Consider the following 16,009-nt stretch of genomic DNA (forward strand, 5'->3'; position numbering starts at 1 on the left):
CCGTCCTGGCTGGGCCGAGGAGCGCAGAGACAAGCGGATCAGGGCTGGCGTTGTTTGAGCCGAAGGCGAGTTTAGCCAGACCCCGCTTGGCTCGAGCACCGCAGGTTGCCCGTAGCGAAGCGTAGGGACCCAGACTGCGGGTCGCCTTTTCTTTGGTGACTTTCTTTTGGCGAAGCAAAAGAAAGTTACTTGCCGCCGGGCAACCCCGGCCAGCAACCCTCAGCAGAGAGCGCACCGCCGGAGCAAGGCCGGACACTTCAGCCAGCCTGTGACCCCCGATGCGCCCACCCGGTCGTATGCTTCTCAACATAACTAAACAACTCATACATAGCCATCGCCATAGCCCCAATCACCACCAGCCCGGCAAACGCCAACGCCAGCCGTTGCTGCGACCCGGCACTCTGCATGAGATAGCCAATCCCCGAATCCCCGGCTGTCATCTCGGCCAGCACCGTACCGACAAAAGCCAGCGTGATGGACACCTTGAGCGAGGCGAAAAAGTAGGGCATGGACCTCGGCAGGCCGACCTTGATGAGCACGTCACGGCGCTTGGCGCCTAGCACGCGCAGCACGTCTTCCAGTTCGGGCTCCAGCGTGGCCAGGCCGGTGGCCATGTTGACGGTGATGGGGAAAAACGAGATCAGGAAGGCGGTCAGGATGCCGGGGCCAATGCCTATGCCGAACCAGACAATCAGGATGGGGACAATCGCCGCTTTCGGCACGGCATTGAAGGCCACCAGCAGCGGATAGACCGCCGCATAGGCCAGGCGCGATGAACCGACCAGGAAACCCAGCAGCACGCCGACGACGATGGACAGGCCAAAGCCGACCATCGTGACCCAGAAGGTTTTCCAGGCGGCTTCGGCAATCGGGCCGGCGAATTCGGCCATGGCCTGGGCGATGGCCAGCGGCGCCGGGAAGATGAACTCGGGCACCGAGAAACCCGCGCACGCGGCCTGCCACAGTGCCACCACCAGCGCCAGCAGCAGCCACGGCGCCCAGCGTTCGAGTTGTTTGTTGTTCATGTTCACGGTTGCGCTCCGCCGCGCATCGCGCCTATGTGGCCGCGCAGCTCGTGCACGATGTCGCTGAATTCGCGGGTGTAGGTGACTTCCAGGTCGCGCGGGCGCGGCAGGTCGATTTCGCGCCTGACGACAAAACGGCCCGGGCTTTTGCTCATCACATACACCGTGTCGGCCAGGAACACCGACTCGCGCAGGTCATGCGTGACCAGGATTACGTTGAAGCGCTGCTCGGTCCAGAGGTCGCGCAGGATGCACCACAACTCTTCGCGCGTGAAGGCGTCGAGCGCGCCGAAGGGCTCGTCGAGCAGCAGCATCTTGGGCTCGTGGATCAGAGCCCGGCAGATGCTCACGCGCTGCTGCATGCCGCCCGAGAGCTGCCAGGGGAACTTGTCTTCATAACCGGCCAGGCCGACCTTTTGCAGCAAGCGCCGTGCGCGTTCCTCGAACTCCTTGCGCTTGGCCTTGAACTGGCTGCGGTAGGGCTCGACGATCTCGAGCGGCAGCAGCACATTGCCGACCGTGGTGCGCCAGGGCAGCAGCGACGGCGCCTGGAAGGCCATGCCCGAGATCTTGAGCGGCCCGGTCACGGGCCGGCCGTCGATCAGGATGCGGCCCGCCGAAGGCATCTTCAGGCCGGTGGCGAGCTTCATGAAGGTGGACTTGCCGCAGCCCGAAGGCCCGACGATGGCGATGAACTCGCCTTGCCGCACCTGCAGGTCTATGGCCTCGACGGAAAACTGTTTGCGCGCGAGCAGCTCGTCGTTGTAGGCGAGCCAGACGTCGCGGAAATCAACGAAATGAGGGTTGTCGGCAGTGGCCAGGGACATGCTTATTTCTTGGGAACTGGCAGCACATTGAGTTCAGTCGCCGTGGGCAGGAAGGAGCCGTTCCACACCAGCGCGGGGTCGACGCGGGTCTTGGTGCCGAAGGCGTCGGAGACCTGCGAGGCCATCAGCGTGAGGCGAGGGGCTTTGACCTGGCCGAAGCCCTCGGCGCGTGCGTCGGGGCTGTTGACCACGGTGTCTATCGCCAGGCGCAGGCGGCGCACTTCCAGCGGCACGTTGATGATGCCGTCGCGCGCCTTGACGAATTCAATCGCGGCGGCAGGGTCGGCCACAACGTCTTTCACGCCCTTGGTGAAGGCCTGCAGGAAGGCTTTGACGGCGGCCGGGTTCTCCTTGATGAGCTTGGGCGAGGCGATGACGACGTTACCGTAGTGCTTCACGCCGAAGTCGGCATAGGGCAGCACCACCACGTCCTCGGCCTTGACGCCGCGCGCCTCGAGGTTGAGCAGCGAGGTGAAGGTGAAGCCGGTGATGGCATCGACGTCGCCGCGCGCCAGCATGGTTTCGCGCAGCGGCGGGTCCATGGTGACCCACTGGAAGCCGGTGATCTTGTTGGCCTTGGCAAAGACCGGGAAGGCACGGCGGCCGGCGTCGAACACCGGGGCGCCCATTTTTTTGCCGTTGAGGTCGGCCGGGGTCTTGATGCCCGACTTCTTGAGCGCCATGACCGAGGCCGGCGTGTTGTTGTAGACCATCATCACGGCGACAGGCTTGTTGGGCGCGTCAGGGTTGTTGGCATGGAACTCCATGACCGAGGCCAGGTCGGCAAAACCCATGTCGTAGGTGCCCGAGGCTACGCGCGTGACCGCGCCGCCCGAGCCGTTGCCGGCGTCCACCGTCACGTCCAGCTTGTTGGCCTTGAAGTAGCCCTTGGCCACCGGCGTGAGGAAGAGGGCGGCCGGGCCCTCAAAGCGCCAGTCGAGCTGGAACTTGATGGGCGTGTTCTGCGCATGGGCGAGGCTGAAGGCCGCGGTGGCGGCGAGCAGGCCGGCGGCCCTGGCGAGTTGCGCGGCGGAAAACAAGGGCATGCGGTGGGTCATGGGGTGGTCCTGGGCCAAAAAAGTGAGCACTGGCCGCCTCGAAGAAGCGGTAGCGGGAGCTACGGAAGGGATAGCAAAAACAATGCCGTGCTTTTCGGGTAAAGGGGGCGAGGGGACGAAACACCCTCGCCGGCACGGCGTGCGGCCTATTTTCGGCGAAAGTCGCGCCGGGCTCGCCGCTTTTGCGGATTTTTCCGTCCGTGATTACCCCCGAAGCGGGGGCATCGTGCAGTCAGCTCAGGCCAGCAGGTCGCGCAGCGTGCGCGCAATCACCTTGGTGGCGCGGCGCAGGTCTTCGAGTTCCAGGCGTTCGTCGGCGCGCTTGGCATGCGATTCGAGCACGGTGCGCGGGCCGGCGCCGTAGATCACGCCGGGAATGCCGGCTTCGGCGTACAGGCGCACGTCGGTGTAGAGCGGCGTGCCCATGGCCGGGATCTTCTGGCCGAACAAAGCCTCGCCGTGTTTCTGGATGGCCTCGACCAGAGGCTGGTTGCCGGGCAGCGGCCGCATGGAATTGGCCAGCAGCAGGCGCTTGATGTCGATGGTGATGCCTTTGCGTTCGGCCGCGGCATCGGCAATCACCTTGCGGATATTGGCCTCGACCTCGGCCGGGTTCTCCTCGGGGATCATGCGGCGGTCCAGCTTGAACATCACCTTGCCGGGCACCACGTTGGTGTTGGTGCCGCCTTCGATGCGGCCCACATTGAGGTAGGGATGTTTGATGCCCTCGACCTTGGAGGTGACCTGCTGGTAGAGCGTGTTCTGCGCATAGAGTGCGTTGAGGATGTGCACCGCGCCCTGCAGCGCATCGACACCGGTGTCTGGGATCGCGGCATGGGCCATCTTGCCGTGCACCGTGACTTCCATCTGCAGGCAGCCGTTGTGGGCGGTGACGACTTCATACGAGAAGCCGGCCGCGATCAGCAGGTCGGGTTTGGTCAAGCCCTGCTTGAGCAGCCAGCCCGGGCCCATCTCGCCGCCGAATTCTTCGTCATAGGTGAAGTGCAGCTCGACCGCGCCCTTGAGCGGCGCGCCCAGCGCTTCGAGCGCGCGCACGGCGAAGGTGAAGCTCGCAAAATCGCATTTGCTGACAGCCGAGGCGCGGCCGTAAATCTTGCCGTCCACGATCTCGCCGCCGTAGGGGTCTTTTGTCCAGCCTTCGCCGGGTGGCACCACGTCGCCGTGGGCGTTGAGGGCGATGGTTTTGCCTTCGCCCTTGTTGCCGTACTGTCGCCGCACGATCAGGTTGGTGATGGATTCCATGCCGTAAGCACGCACATCGGCTTCAGGCACGGGATGCTTTTCGGCCTCGAAGCCGAAGGCCTTGATGAGGTCGGCGGTGCGTTCGGCATGCGGCGCGTTGTTGCCGGGCGGCGTGTCGGTGGGCACGCGTATCAACTGCTGGAGGAAGGCGGTTTCCTCGTCGAAATGGGCGTCTATCCAGCTGTCGAGCCGGGCGTAATCGGTGGAAAAGGTCATGGTGGTCAGGGCGCGAGATGGGTGAGCAGATGGGTGAAGGCCTGGATCGCAAGCTCGATGTCGTCGCTGGTGCTGCTTTCCAGCGGGTTGTGGCTGATGCCGGAGTTCTGGCCGCGCACAAAGAGCATGGCCTGCGGCATCACCTTGTGCAGCTTCATGGCGTCGTGGCCGGCGCCGCTGGGCATGGCATGCAAAGGCACGCCCAGCGAATCGACCGCGCGCTCCCAGCGCTGCTGCCAGGCCGGCGCGCTGGGCGCGGCGGCGGCGCGTTCGGTGAGTTCGGTCGTGAAGTGCACGCCGCGGCGTTCACAAATGGTTTTGAGCTCGGCCAGCACGTCGGCCACCAGCGCGTCGCGCTGCGCGTCGACGGGCGCGCGCAGGTCCAGCGAGAACAGGCAGCGCCCGGGCACCACGTTGATGGAGCCGCTGGGCACCTGCAGCATGCCGACGGTGCCGACGGAATCGCCGTCTTGCGCGGCGCGGCGCTCCACGTAGAGCAGCAGTTCGGCGGTAGCGGCGGCCGCGTCGCGGCGGCGGTTCATGGGCGTGGTGCCGGCGTGGCTGGCCATGCCGGTGATCTCGCAGAGGTAGCGCACGTTGCCGTTGATCGACGTCACGATGCCCAGCGGCAGATCGAGTTCGTTGAGCACCGGGCCTTGCTCGATGTGAACTTCGACAAAACCCAGGTAGTTGCCGGCCTCGCGTTTGATGTTGCCGATGTCTTCAGGTTTCAGGCCGGCGTTCCGCATGGCCTCGCGCATGGTGATGCCGTCGGCATCCTTCTGGTCCAGCCACTCGGGCTTGAAGTCGCCGATCAGCGCGCCGGAACCGAGGAAGGTCGCCTTGTAGCGCTGGCCTTCCTCCTCGGCAAAGCCCACGACCTCGATGTTGAAAGGCAGGCGCTTGCCCTGGCGGTGCAACTCGCGCACACAGGCCATGGGCGCGAAGATGCCGAGCCGGCCGTCGTACTTGCCGCCGTTGCGCACGGTGTCGTAATGGCTGCCGGTGAGCAGGGTCTTGGCGCCCGGCGCCGAGGCCTTGTAGACGCCCACCACATTGCCCACCGCATCAATGCCCACCTCGTCAAAGCCGCAGTCCCGCATGGTGCCGCTGATGAAGGCCGCGCAGGCGCGGTGCGCCTCGGTCAGGTAGGTCACCGTGAGCTGGCCTTTTTCAAGATAGCCCGGGTCGCTGTACTGCGACATCGCTTCATGCCAGTCCCAGACGTCGTTGCCCAGCGCGGGCGTGGCGGCGAACTTGTCGTTGAGCCTGAGTTCCACCACGCGGTGGATGTTGCGCAGGTTCTCCTGCAGCTCGAAGTCGGGATGGTTCTGCAGGCGGCGCGCGAAGGTGTCGATGATCTGTTGCCGCCCCAGGCCGGTACCGCGCGGGCCGCGCACCGCGAGGATGAAGGGGAAACTGAACTTGGCGTTGTAGTCGGCGTTCAGCTTTTGCAGCGTGGCGAACTCTTCGGTCGTGCAATCGGTGAGGCCGGCCTTGCCCTGTTCGTGGGAGGATTCCGCCGTGAGGTTTTTGCTCACCATGGCCTTGCCGGCCAGTTCGGGATGCGCCTGGATGAGCTTGACCTGGGCATCCCTGCCGGCCGCGCGCAGCACCTGGGCCATCGCGTGCTTGAGCTGCGCCAGCGAACGGAAGGGGCGGGCGTCGAGTGCTTTTTCAGCGACCCAGGGCGAGTGCTCGTAAAGCCCGTCCAGTAGCTGCAGCGCCTGGTCGCGCGGCGCGGTGTTGACCTGTTCAAGGGTGATGGCCATGTTCAGTTTTCCTGCCGGGGCGTGTGGGGGTGGGTGGCCTGCCAGTGGCGGGCGATGTCGATGCGGCGGCAGACCCAGACGCGGTCGTGCTTCTGCACATGGTCGAGGAAACGCTGCAATGCCACGATGCGGCCGGGGCGGCCCAGCAGGCGGCAGTGCATGCCTATGCTGAGCATTTTGGGCGACTCATCGCCCTCGGCATACAGCGCGTCGAAGCTGTCGCGCAGGTAGATAAAAAAGTCCTCGGCCTGCGCGAAGCCCTGGGGCAGGGCGAAGCGCATGTCGTTGGTGTCCAGCGTGTAGGGCACGACCAGCCGGGGTACCACGGCGCCGTCGGTTCGCGCCACCTCGGTCCAGAAGGGCAGCTCGTCGCCGTAGTAGTCGCTGTCGTATTCGAGCCGGCCGTCGTCGGCCACCAGGCGGCGCGTGTTGGGGCTGTCGCGGCCGGTGTACCAGCCCAGCGGGCGCGTGCCGGTGAGTTTTTCGATCGCGTCCAGGCCCAGGCGCATGTGTTCGCGTTCGGTGGCCTCGTCGACCTGCTGGTAGTTGATCCAGCGCCAGCCGTGGCAGGCGATCTCGTGGCCGAGCTCGGTGAAGGCTGCGGCCACCTCGGGGTGGCGCTGCAAGGCCATGCCGACGCCGAAGACGGTCAGCGGCAGCCCGCGCTTTTCAAATTCGCGCAGGATGCGCCACACGCCCACGCGCGAGCCGTATTCGTAAATGCCTTCCATGCTCAGGTGGCGGTCGGCAAAGCTGGGCGGGTTGGCCATCTCGGACAAAAATTGCTCGGAACCGGCGTCGCCGTGCAGCACCGAGTTCTCGCCGCCTTCTTCGTAATTGAGCACGAACTGCACGGCGATGCGGGCCTTGCCGGGCCAGTTGGCCTGCGGCGGATTCCGGCCGTAGCCGACGAGGTCGCGTGGATATGTTGCCCCCACGCTTGTCGCTTCGCGTACTACGCTGCCCCCCGAGGGGGCTAAATTTTCTTGGGGCGGCCCGGCGAAAATTTTGTTGTTCATGACAAAGCCATCGAAATGTCGTTGGTCGGCACCTTGCGGTCGAAGGCCAGGTTTTCCTCGACGTGCAGCAGGTGTTCGGTCATCAGGCGCACGGCCAGGGCCTCGTCCTTGGCGGCCAGGGCCTTGACGATTTCGGCGTGCTCGTCGTTGGAGTGCTCGGCGGCGCTGGCCGTCTGGTACATCAGCGTGATCAGCGCGCAGCGCGAGATCAGCTCGCCCAGCATTTGCGCCAGCACTTCATTGCCCATGAGCTCGGCCATGCGCACGTGGAAGTCGCCCAGCAGCTCATTGCGGCCGGGCACGTCGCCAATGTCAAGCGCGGCTTTTTCCTGGGCCACGTGTTCCTTGAGCGCCTTGATCTTCGCGGGTGTGACCTCGCGCACAAAGGCACGCGTCATTTCGGCTTCCAGCATGCGGCGCACGGCAAACACCTGGCGCGCTTCCATTACCGAGGGAGCGGCCACAAAGGCGCCGCGCGCGGGCTCCAGGCGTATCAGTCGGTTTTGCGAAAGCTGGAACAGCGCCTGTCGCACCAGCGTGCGCGAGACACCGAAATGGTCGGCGAGTTTTTGTTCCGCCAGCTTGGTGCCCGGGTGCAGCCTGTGCTCCACAATGGCCTTGGTCAGCGCCTCGACAATGGCATGGGTGGTCGATGGTTCCATCGGCGCATGATAGCCGTAAACCCAAAAACTGTATACACTTTTGGTAAACCGAAATTAAAACCAAGAGCTGCTCACAAACCCAGCGAAGCGGTCCTGGCTAGGCGCGACGCCGCAGACAGTGCTACAGCACGGCAAGGCGGCTGCAACAACGCCGGGAGGGTTTTTGAGCGGCTCCCCCAACTATTACCAAGGAACGCCATGGGCTTGAGCACACATGTACTGGACACGATGCATGGCTTACCTGCGGGTGGCATGAAGGTGTCGCTGTACACAACCCGGGCGGGCCAGGCCACGCTGGTGAAAGCCTTCACACTGAACGATGACGGCCGTAGCCCGGACGGACCGCTGTACGACAGCAGCAATTTGAAAGCGGGCACTTACCGCCTGGTGTTTGACGTTGCGGATTACTTCAAGGCGCGCGGCGTGGCGCTGCCAGAGCCGGCCTTTCTGGACCAGGTCAGCCTGGACTTCGGCGTGGCCGACATCACCGCGCATTACCACGTGCCTTTGCTGGTGAGCCCCTGGAGCTACTCCACTTATCGGGGCAGTTGAACCGTCGGTGAGCCTGTGTCATGAGGGCGTCATGCGGGTCGGGAACAATCAGCCCTTTTTACTACTGAGCCTCTTCCCCCATGAACGTCAAGCCGATGGGCGCGCTGAGCCGCCGCCAAGCCCTGCTGTTGTCTGCAGGCACCGTCGCCACCCTGATGGCTTGCACCGCGCTGGCACAAGGCCCTTCTTCCAACACCGCCGCTTATCCTGAACGTCCCGTCAAGATCGTCGTGCCCTTCGCGCCCGGCGCCGGCACCGACGCGATGGGGCGGCTGATCGCGCAAAAGCTCGGTGAAGTCCTGGGCGGAACCTTTGTGGTCGACAACCGCGCGGGCGCTTCGGGCGCCATCGGCACGCAGTTTGTGGCGCAGGCGCCGGCCGACGGCTACGCGCTGCTGCTGGTGGCATCGCCTTTCACCACGGTGGCGGCCTCGCTGCCCAGCGCCAACTACGACCCGCTGCGCCAGTTCACGCCGGTCGGCATGATCGCCAGCGGCCCGTTGGTCTGGGCCGCCAACAAGCAGCTGCCGGCCAACAACATGAAAGAGCTGATCGCGCTGGCCAGGCAGAAACCCGGCGCGCTCAACTATGGCTCCGCCGGCTCGGGCGGTGTCAACCACCTGGTGCTGGAATCGCTCAAAGCCCGCACCGGCACCTTCATCACGCACATCCCGTATCGCGGCGTGGCGCCGGCCACCATGGACATGATCGGCGGGCAGATCCAGCTCGTGACCGGCACCATTCCCGCGCTGCTGCCCTTCATCAAGAACGGCAGCGTCAAGCCGCTGGCCGTGACCAGCGCCAAACGCTCCAGCGCCTTGCCCGACGTGCCCAGCATGGCGGAGTCCGGCCTGAAGGGCTTTGACGTGCTGAACTACTTCGCGCTGGCCGCGCCCGCCGGCACGCCGCCCGCCGTCGTCAACACCCTGAACGCCGCCATCAACAAGATCGTGGCCATGCCCGACGTGCTGGCCCGTTTCAAGGCCGACGCTGTGGACGCCGCGCCGGGAACGCCTGCGCAGCTTGGTCAGTTCATTGAGGCGGATTACCGGGCGTGGGTGAACGTCGTTAAAACGCAGAATCTCAAGATAGATTAATGGGCGCAGGTGTTGGTTTGGGTTCCGGGGCCGGGGGTTGCCCGGCGGCAACTCACTTTTCTTTTGCTTCGCCAAAAGCAAAGTAAGCAAAAGGTCACGCAGTGGGGATTCGCTCACTTCGCGAAGCGAAGTTATGCGAATACCAAAAGGCGACCCTGGTTGCTGCGTCCCTCCGCTTCGCTGCGGGCAGCCTGCGGTGCTCGGTCCAGCCGGGGTCTCGCTAAACTCGCCTTCGGCTCAGACAACGCGATCCCTGATCCGTCTGGCCCTGCGCTCCTCGGCGCATCCACAAGGGGTGGGAGCGGAATGCAAACAGCCAATAGCCGAAGATAAAAACGGAATACCTGCAGCAGTCGGGGCCTTAGTCAGTCCTGTCCTTCTGTGAGCGTGTCCAGCTGGAACTTGCCGCTCTTGTGCCACAGCCAGGTGTCGGTGTAAACCACTTTGCCCATGCGGGTGGGCGCTGGGAAGGGCGAGGCCTGTTGGACGGTGCGCTCGATTTCGGCCATCACTTCGGGCGCCTGGCGCGGCGCGCGCATCCAGTCCAGGCGGGTCACGCGGCCGGCGCGGTCGATCTCCACATTCAGCACACCGACGGCATACAGCAGCGGCGGCATGCGGCCTTTGTAGACGCGGTCTGAATTGAGGCCGTAGATGTGCGTGGCGCCGTCTTCGCGGTAGGCGCGCGGCGTGGAGGCGCTGGAGCTCCGGGCCGAGCCCTGGGGGCCCGCGATGGGGCCGATCACCGGGGTGTCCGGCGCCTTGGCGGGTCCGGGCGCGGGCGTGGCGTCGGGGGCGGTTTTGCAGGCGCTCACGATGGCGGCCCCGGCCGCGGACAGCAGGGCCATCAGCCAGAAGCGCCGCGGGGCGGAAGAAGAAGTTGAAGTAGAAGGGGAAGAAGGCATCTCTGGTCTTGTCATGGTTTGCCTCTCTGGGCCTCTTGGGGCCGGCTCATGGGGTTTTGCGTATACCCGCCATCATGCGCGGAGACCGCGCGCCGGCCGGGTGGTGCTAAGGTCTCATTTTGCCGACTATTCCGTTTTCTTACGCTTTCAACACGTCACCAATGGTTTCCTGCAACACCGGTTTGTTACTTGACGCCCTGCTGGCCCGCCTGGCCACAGCGCCGGCGGTGCTGGTGCGGGTGGCCGAAACACAGGGCTCGGTCCCGCGGGAGGCGGGCACCTGGATGGCCGTGTTCGCCGATGCCATCGTGGGCACCATAGGCGGCGGCCACCTCGAATACGAGGCCATCACCAAAGCTCGCACGCTGCTGGAAAAAGGCGATGCTCCGCACGAAGTTGAGCCGCAGCGCGTGGCGCTGGGCCCGTCGCTGGGCCAGTGCTGCGGCGGTGTGGTGCAGCTGCGCTTCGAGCGGGTGGAGGCCGGCGATGCGGCGGCGCTAGCGCTGCGGCTGGATGCGCCACGGCTCACGCCGGTGGCGCTGTTCGGCGGCGGCCATGTCGGCCATGCGCTCGCCCAGGTGCTCGCACCCCTGCCGTTCGCGCTGACCTGGATAGACAGCCGTGACGGCGTGTTCCCGGACAGCGTGCCGCCGCGTGTGGTGTGCGAGCATTCAGAGCCGGTGCAGGACGCCGTGCCGGGCCTGGCGCCGCGGTCGCGCGTGCTGGTCATGAGCTTCAGCCATGCGGAAGACCTGGACATCGTGGCCGCCTGCCTCAAGCGCCAGCGTGAGCAGGGCGACTTGCCTTACATGGGGCTGATCGGCAGCAAGACCAAATGGGCGGCCTTCAGGCACCGGCTGGAGGCCAGGGGCTTCACGCCGGCTGAACTCGCGCATGTGACTTGTCCGATAGGCGTGCCCGGCATCACAGGCAAGGAGCCGGAAGTCATTGCCGTCGCTGTTGCGGCGCAGTTGTTGCAGAGCATCGATGCGGGCTGAGCTTGCGCCCGTCGGCAAAGCCGATAAACTCCCAACACCAGGTCGCAGCGGAGCCGGGAAGCAGGGCCTCAAACATCAAGCCCCGCTTCTTTTGTTCGTGACCCGTTTTCTGCTTACAGCGCCCGCAGTGGTGAGCAGGCTGAAATCGCGGTGCCCGCACGGGCGCCGCAAGGGTTGAGAGATATGGAAAGCTACCTCCTGGACTGGGCCAACCTGCTGCTGCGCTGGGTCCACGTCATCACCGCCATCGCCTGGGTCGGCTCCTCGTTTTACTTCGTCTTCCTCGACAGCAGCCTCACGCCGCCGGTTGATGAAGACCTCAAGAAACAGGGCGTCAGTGGCGAGCTCTGGGCCGTGCACGGCGGCGGGTTTTACCACCCAGTCAAATTCGCCGTCAAGCCGCCGCAGCTGCCGGCCCACCTGCACTGGTTTTACTGGGAAAGCTACAGCACCTGGCTGTCGGGCTTTGCGCTGTTCACGGTGTCCTATCTCTGGAACGCCGGCACCTACCTGGTCGACAAATCGCTGATGAACTGGTCGCCCGGCGCGGCGGCCGGCGTGGCGCTGTCTTTTTTCGTGATCTTCTGGATGCTGTACGACGGCATCTGCCAGCTGTTCGGCAGGGGCAAAAATGGCGACGCCATCGTGGGCGCATTGGTCGCCGTGCTGGTCTGCATCGCATCCTGGCTGGCCTGCCACTGGTTTGCCGGGCGCGCGGCCTTTCTGCTGGTGGGCGCGATGATGGCGACCGCCATGAGCGCCAATGTGTTCTTCTGGATCATCCCCGGCCAGCGCAAGGTGGTGGCCGCCATCAAGGCCGGTGAGGCGGTGGACCCGGTGCACGGCCAGCGCGGCAAGCAGCGCAGCGTGCACAACACCTACTTCACGCTGCCGGTGCTGTTCGCCATGCTCAGCAACCACTACAGCTTCACCTGGAGCCATCCGCAAAACTGGCTGGTGCTGATCCTCATGATGCTGGCCGGCGCGGCGATACGCCAGTTCTTTGTGCTGCGCCACGGCTACAAGCTGGGCCGCAACCGGCACCCGCTGGCGTATGCGCTGGCGGGTGTCGCTGTGATCATCGGTGTGATCGTCTGGATGAAACCCGCGCCCATTGCCGCGGCTGCACCGGCCGCCGTCTCATCCGGCTCCGGTTATGACAAGGTGCAACCCATCCTGGCCCAGCGCTGCTACCAGTGCCACGGTGCACAGCTGCAGATGAAGAATGTGCGCCTCGATTCACCCGGGGCCGTCAAGCAGCATGCGACGCAGGTCTACCAGCAGGCCGTGGTCACGCGGCTGATGCCCATGAACAACGCGACCGGTATCACCGAGGCGGAGCGGCTGGCCATCAAGCAGTGGTTCGACGCGGGCGCGCGAACTGAATAGCGCCTACCAATTGCTCACCAGCCCGGCCGCGCGTGTGGAGGGCTTCTCAAAATGCCGTGCCAAAAAATCCACAAAGGCCTTGACCCGGGCTGAATGCTGGTGGCGGGCCGGATACACCGCGTGGATGTCGGCCGGTGGCGTGCGGTAGTTCTCCAGCACCTGCACCAGGCGGCCGCTGCGCAGGTATTTGGCGATGTCCCATTCGGCGCGCATCAGGATGCCGTGGCCGTCCAGCGCCCAGTTCACCGCGATCTCGCCGTCGCTGGTGCTCAGGTTGCCGTGCACCTTGACGGCCTGCGTCTGCTTGCCGGAGGACAGGCGCCACATGCCGTAGGCCTCGTCACCCTGGCGTATGCCTATGCAGTTGTGCCGCGCCAGGTCGTGCGGCACCCTGGGTGTGCCGTGGCGGGCCAGGTAGGCTGGCGCGGCGCAGAGCAGGCGGCGGTTGGGCGCTATCAGGCGCGCGACCACGCGGGCGTCGGGCGGCTCACCGAAGCGTATGCAGACATCGAAGGCGTCCTCGGTCAGCGGCGGCGGGTTGACCGTGAGCTGCAGCTGCACTTCGACCTCGGGATGGGCTTTCACGAAACGCGAGACCAGCGGCGCTACATGGCTGCGGCCGAAACCCAGGGTGGCGTTCACGCGCAGCAGGCCCTTGGGGGCAGCCACGGCGCTGGAGACCTGCTGCTCCATGTCGTCGATGTCGGCCAGGATGCGGCGCGCATGCGTCAGGTAGATCTCGCCTTCCTGCGTGAGGCTGGCGCGCCGCGTCGTGCGGTTGAGCAGCTGCACGCCCAGCCTGGCCTCCATCTGCGCCAGCCGCTTGCTGACGGCCGCGGTGCTGACGCCGAGTTCGCGCGCCGTGGCCGACAGGCTGCCGTAGCGCGCCAGCAGGCTGAAAAAAGCCATCTCGGAAGGGGCGGGACTGGATGGATTCATTCGTAACCTGAAGTTAACAATGGTCTCACTTTAAAGGCTTTTGTTGTTCCCGCCAATCGCTACATTGGAGGCATCACCACCGGCATCACCACTGAGGAAACCCATGAAGACTTACAAAATCGCCTGTATCCCCGGCGACGGCATCGGCAAAGAGGTCGTCCCGGCCGGCCAGCAAGTGTTGCAAGCGCTTGCCGCCACGCAAAAGAATTTCCGTTTCGAGTTCACGTCCTACGGTTGGGGCGGCGACTGGTACCGCAAGCACGGCGTGATGATGCCCGACAAGGGCCTGGACGAATTGCGCGGCCAGGACGCCATCCTGTTCGGCTCGGCCGGCGATCCGCACATCCCCGACCACATCACGCTGTGGGGCCTGCGCCTGAAGATCTGCCAGGGCTTCGACCAGTACGCCAACGTGCGGCCCACGCGCATCCTGCCCGGCATAGACGCGCCGCTCAAGCGCTGCACCCCGGAGCAACTCAACTGGGTCATCGTGCGCGAGAACTCCGAGGGCGAGTATTCGGGTGTCGGCGGGCGGGCGCACCAGGGCCACCCGATCGAGGTGGCAACCGACGTTTCGATGATGACGCGCGCCGGTGTCGAACGCATCATGCGCTACGCCTTCCGGCTGGCGCAGTCGCGCCCGCGCAAGCTGCTGACCGTGGTCACCAAGTCCAACGCCCAGCGCCACGCCATGGTGATGTGGGACGAGATCGCGCTGCAGATCAGCCAGGAGTTTCCCGACGTCACCTGGGACAAGGAATTGGTCGATGCCTGCACCGCGCGCATGGTGAACCGCCCGGCTTCGCTGGACACCGTGGTCGCCACCAACCTGCACGCCGACATCCTGAGCGACCTGGCCGCCGCGCTGGCCGGCAGCCTGGGCATCGCGCCCACCGGCAACATCGATCCCGAACGCCGCTACCCCAGCATGTTCGAGCCCATCCACGGCTCGGCCTTCGACATCATGGGCAAGGGCCTGGCCAACCCGGTCGGCACCTTCTGGAGCTGCGTCATGCTGCTGGAACACCTGGGCGAGGCCGAAGCGGCCGCGGTGCTGATGGCGGCGGTTGAGAAAACCACCGCCAATGCCGCGCTGCACACGCGCGACCTGGGCGGCCAGGCCACCACGGCGCAGGTCACCGAGGCCGTCTGTGCGGAGGTCGGCAGCCGCCTGTTGCAGGCCGCCTGATCCATTCAGTGCGCCGCCGGCGCGCAAGGCTTTCCTGAATGCCGGCCGGTTCCCGCTTCCCAAAAAACACCAGGAGACAAGCATGAACACCGAGATCAAAAAGTGGATGGGCATTTTCTGCATGGCGGCAGCGCCCGTCGCCATGGCACAGCCTGCGCCTGCCGCCCCCGCCTGCCCCGACAAAAATGTGCAGTACTGGCAGGCCTTTCCGCCGGGCGGCGAGTCCGACCTGTCTGCGCGCCACCAGCAGGTCGTGCTCAAGAAAAAATGCCCGGCGGTCGACACCATCATCCAGTACAAGGCGGGCGCGGGCGGCGGCCTGATGTGGGGCCAGATGAACAACCTGCCCGGGGACGGCCTCAACGTCGTGGGCATCAACCTGCCGCACATCGTGTTCCAGCCCATCGAGGGCGAGGTGCAGTACAAGACGGCCGACATCGCGCCGGTGTTCTGGTTCCACTACACGCCCGACGTGCTGGTGGTACCCGAGAAAAGCCCGATCAAGACCTTCGCGGATTTCATCGCGGCCGCCAAAAAGAACCCCGGCAAGCTCAACCTGGGCGGTTCCGGCCTGAACTCGGCCAACCATGCGGCGCATGAGCGGCTCAACGCGGCCTTCGGCATCAAGAGCACCTATGTGCCTTACAAAGGCACGGGCGACATGTCCATCGCCGTGATCGGCGCGCAGGTCGATGGCGCGGTGACCTACACGCCCTTTGCCATCAGCAACAAGGGCAGGGTGCGGCCGCTCGCGGTGGCCATGGAAAAGCGCCACCCGCTGATGCCCGACGTGCCCACCTTCCGCGAGCTGGGCGTGGACTGGGTGGACGGCGCCTACCGCGGCATCGGCGTGCCGAAATCCACGCCGCCGGAAGCGCGCAAGCGGCTGTCGGACCTGTGGGCCGCGCTCAACAGCGAGCCGGAGATGAAGGAGCTCGCCGCCAGGAACGGCTTTGAACTGATCAGCGTGGGCACGGACCAGATGGACGCCTTCATGAAGGAGCGCATAGCCCTCTACACCGAAGGCGCGCGGCGGCTGGGGCTGGGGAAGAAGTGACGCCCCGCAAGCCTCTCATCCTTCCAGGAACCGGCCTTGGT

15 protein-coding genes are annotated in these 16,009 nt (G+C 65.2%); 6 read left to right on the forward strand and 9 right to left on the reverse strand.

What is annotated here, in order from left to right:
• Nucleotides 1-257 precede the first annotated feature (257 nt).
• From AC1D1F_RS07060 to AC1D1F_RS07090, 7 genes are all read right to left on the reverse strand, one after another.
• A complete protein-coding gene (locus AC1D1F_RS07060; protein ID WP_477675441.1) occupies nt 258-1,025 on the reverse strand; it encodes an ABC transporter permease in 768 nt (255 codons plus the stop codon).
• Nucleotides 1,026-1,027: 2 nt separating this feature from the next.
• Nucleotides 1,028-1,852: an ABC transporter ATP-binding protein gene (locus AC1D1F_RS07065; RefSeq protein WP_477675418.1), complete on the reverse strand. Its 825-nt coding sequence runs from the start codon at nt 1,850-1,852 to the stop codon at nt 1,028-1,030.
• Between the two features lie 2 nt (nt 1,853-1,854).
• On the reverse strand, nt 1,855-2,910 hold the full coding sequence (locus AC1D1F_RS07070) for an ABC transporter substrate-binding protein (RefSeq protein ID WP_477675419.1): 1,056 nt from the start codon (nt 2,908-2,910) through the stop codon (nt 1,855-1,857).
• A 237-nt stretch (nt 2,911-3,147) separates the two neighbouring features.
• Complete coding sequence (locus AC1D1F_RS07075) at nt 3,148-4,389, reverse strand: M20 family metallopeptidase (protein ID WP_477675420.1); 1,242 nt, start codon at nt 4,387-4,389, stop codon at nt 3,148-3,150.
• A gap of 5 nt (nt 4,390-4,394) precedes the next feature.
• Nucleotides 4,395-6,161, reverse strand: coding sequence for a 2-oxo-4-hydroxy-4-carboxy-5-ureidoimidazoline decarboxylase (uraD, locus tag AC1D1F_RS07080; RefSeq protein ID WP_477675421.1), 1,767 nt, complete (start codon nt 6,159-6,161; stop codon nt 4,395-4,397).
• Between the two features lie 2 nt (nt 6,162-6,163).
• Complete coding sequence (gene puuE, locus AC1D1F_RS07085) at nt 6,164-7,099, reverse strand: allantoinase PuuE (protein ID WP_477675422.1); 936 nt, start codon at nt 7,097-7,099, stop codon at nt 6,164-6,166.
• A 77-nt stretch (nt 7,100-7,176) separates the two neighbouring features.
• Nucleotides 7,177-7,842 carry a GntR family transcriptional regulator gene (locus tag AC1D1F_RS07090; protein ID WP_477675423.1) on the reverse strand — a complete coding sequence of 222 codons (666 nt, stop codon included), beginning with the start codon at nt 7,840-7,842 and terminating at the stop codon, nt 7,177-7,179.
• 198 nt (nt 7,843-8,040) lie between these two features.
• On the opposite strand from AC1D1F_RS07090, the gene uraH reads away from it, so the two are divergent.
• Nucleotides 8,041-8,394, forward strand: a complete 354-nt coding sequence (uraH, locus tag AC1D1F_RS07095) for a hydroxyisourate hydrolase (RefSeq protein ID WP_477675424.1) — start codon at nt 8,041-8,043, stop codon at nt 8,392-8,394.
• Between the two features lie 80 nt (nt 8,395-8,474).
• The gene (locus AC1D1F_RS07100; protein ID WP_477675425.1) at nt 8,475-9,491 is read left to right on the forward strand and encodes a tripartite tricarboxylate transporter substrate binding protein; all 1,017 of its coding nucleotides are present in this window, start codon (nt 8,475-8,477) and stop codon (nt 9,489-9,491) included.
• Nucleotides 9,492-9,856: 365 nt separating this feature from the next.
• Here AC1D1F_RS07100 and AC1D1F_RS07105 read toward each other — a convergent pair whose 3' ends face one another.
• Nucleotides 9,857-10,411, reverse strand: a complete 555-nt coding sequence (locus AC1D1F_RS07105; RefSeq protein WP_477675426.1) for a hypothetical protein — start codon at nt 10,409-10,411, stop codon at nt 9,857-9,859.
• Nucleotides 10,412-10,557: 146 nt separating this feature from the next.
• Here AC1D1F_RS07105 and xdhC point away from each other — a divergent pair, with 146 nt between their 5' ends.
• On the forward strand, nt 10,558-11,394 hold the full coding sequence (gene xdhC, locus AC1D1F_RS07110) for a xanthine dehydrogenase accessory protein XdhC (protein ID WP_477675427.1): 837 nt from the start codon (nt 10,558-10,560) through the stop codon (nt 11,392-11,394).
• A gap of 183 nt (nt 11,395-11,577) precedes the next feature.
• The gene (locus AC1D1F_RS07115) at nt 11,578-12,783 is read left to right on the forward strand and encodes a urate hydroxylase PuuD (protein ID WP_477697096.1); all 1,206 of its coding nucleotides are present in this window, start codon (nt 11,578-11,580) and stop codon (nt 12,781-12,783) included.
• A 3-nt stretch (nt 12,784-12,786) separates the two neighbouring features.
• On the opposite strand, the gene AC1D1F_RS07120 is transcribed toward AC1D1F_RS07115, so the two are convergent.
• Nucleotides 12,787-13,722, reverse strand: coding sequence for a LysR family transcriptional regulator (locus AC1D1F_RS07120; protein WP_477675429.1), 936 nt, complete (start codon nt 13,720-13,722; stop codon nt 12,787-12,789).
• Nucleotides 13,723-13,825: 103 nt separating this feature from the next.
• Here AC1D1F_RS07120 and AC1D1F_RS07125 point away from each other — a divergent pair, with 103 nt between their 5' ends.
• Both AC1D1F_RS07125 and AC1D1F_RS07130 read left to right on the forward strand, forming a co-directional pair.
• On the forward strand, nt 13,826-14,911 hold the full coding sequence (locus AC1D1F_RS07125) for a tartrate dehydrogenase (protein WP_477675430.1): 1,086 nt from the start codon (nt 13,826-13,828) through the stop codon (nt 14,909-14,911).
• An 82-nt stretch (nt 14,912-14,993) separates the two neighbouring features.
• A complete protein-coding gene (locus AC1D1F_RS07130) occupies nt 14,994-15,968 on the forward strand; it encodes a tripartite tricarboxylate transporter substrate binding protein (RefSeq protein ID WP_477675431.1) in 975 nt (324 codons plus the stop codon).
• Nucleotides 15,969-16,009 lie beyond the last annotated feature (41 nt).

Source organism: Polaromonas sp. P1_H6, from assembly GCF_056405195.1.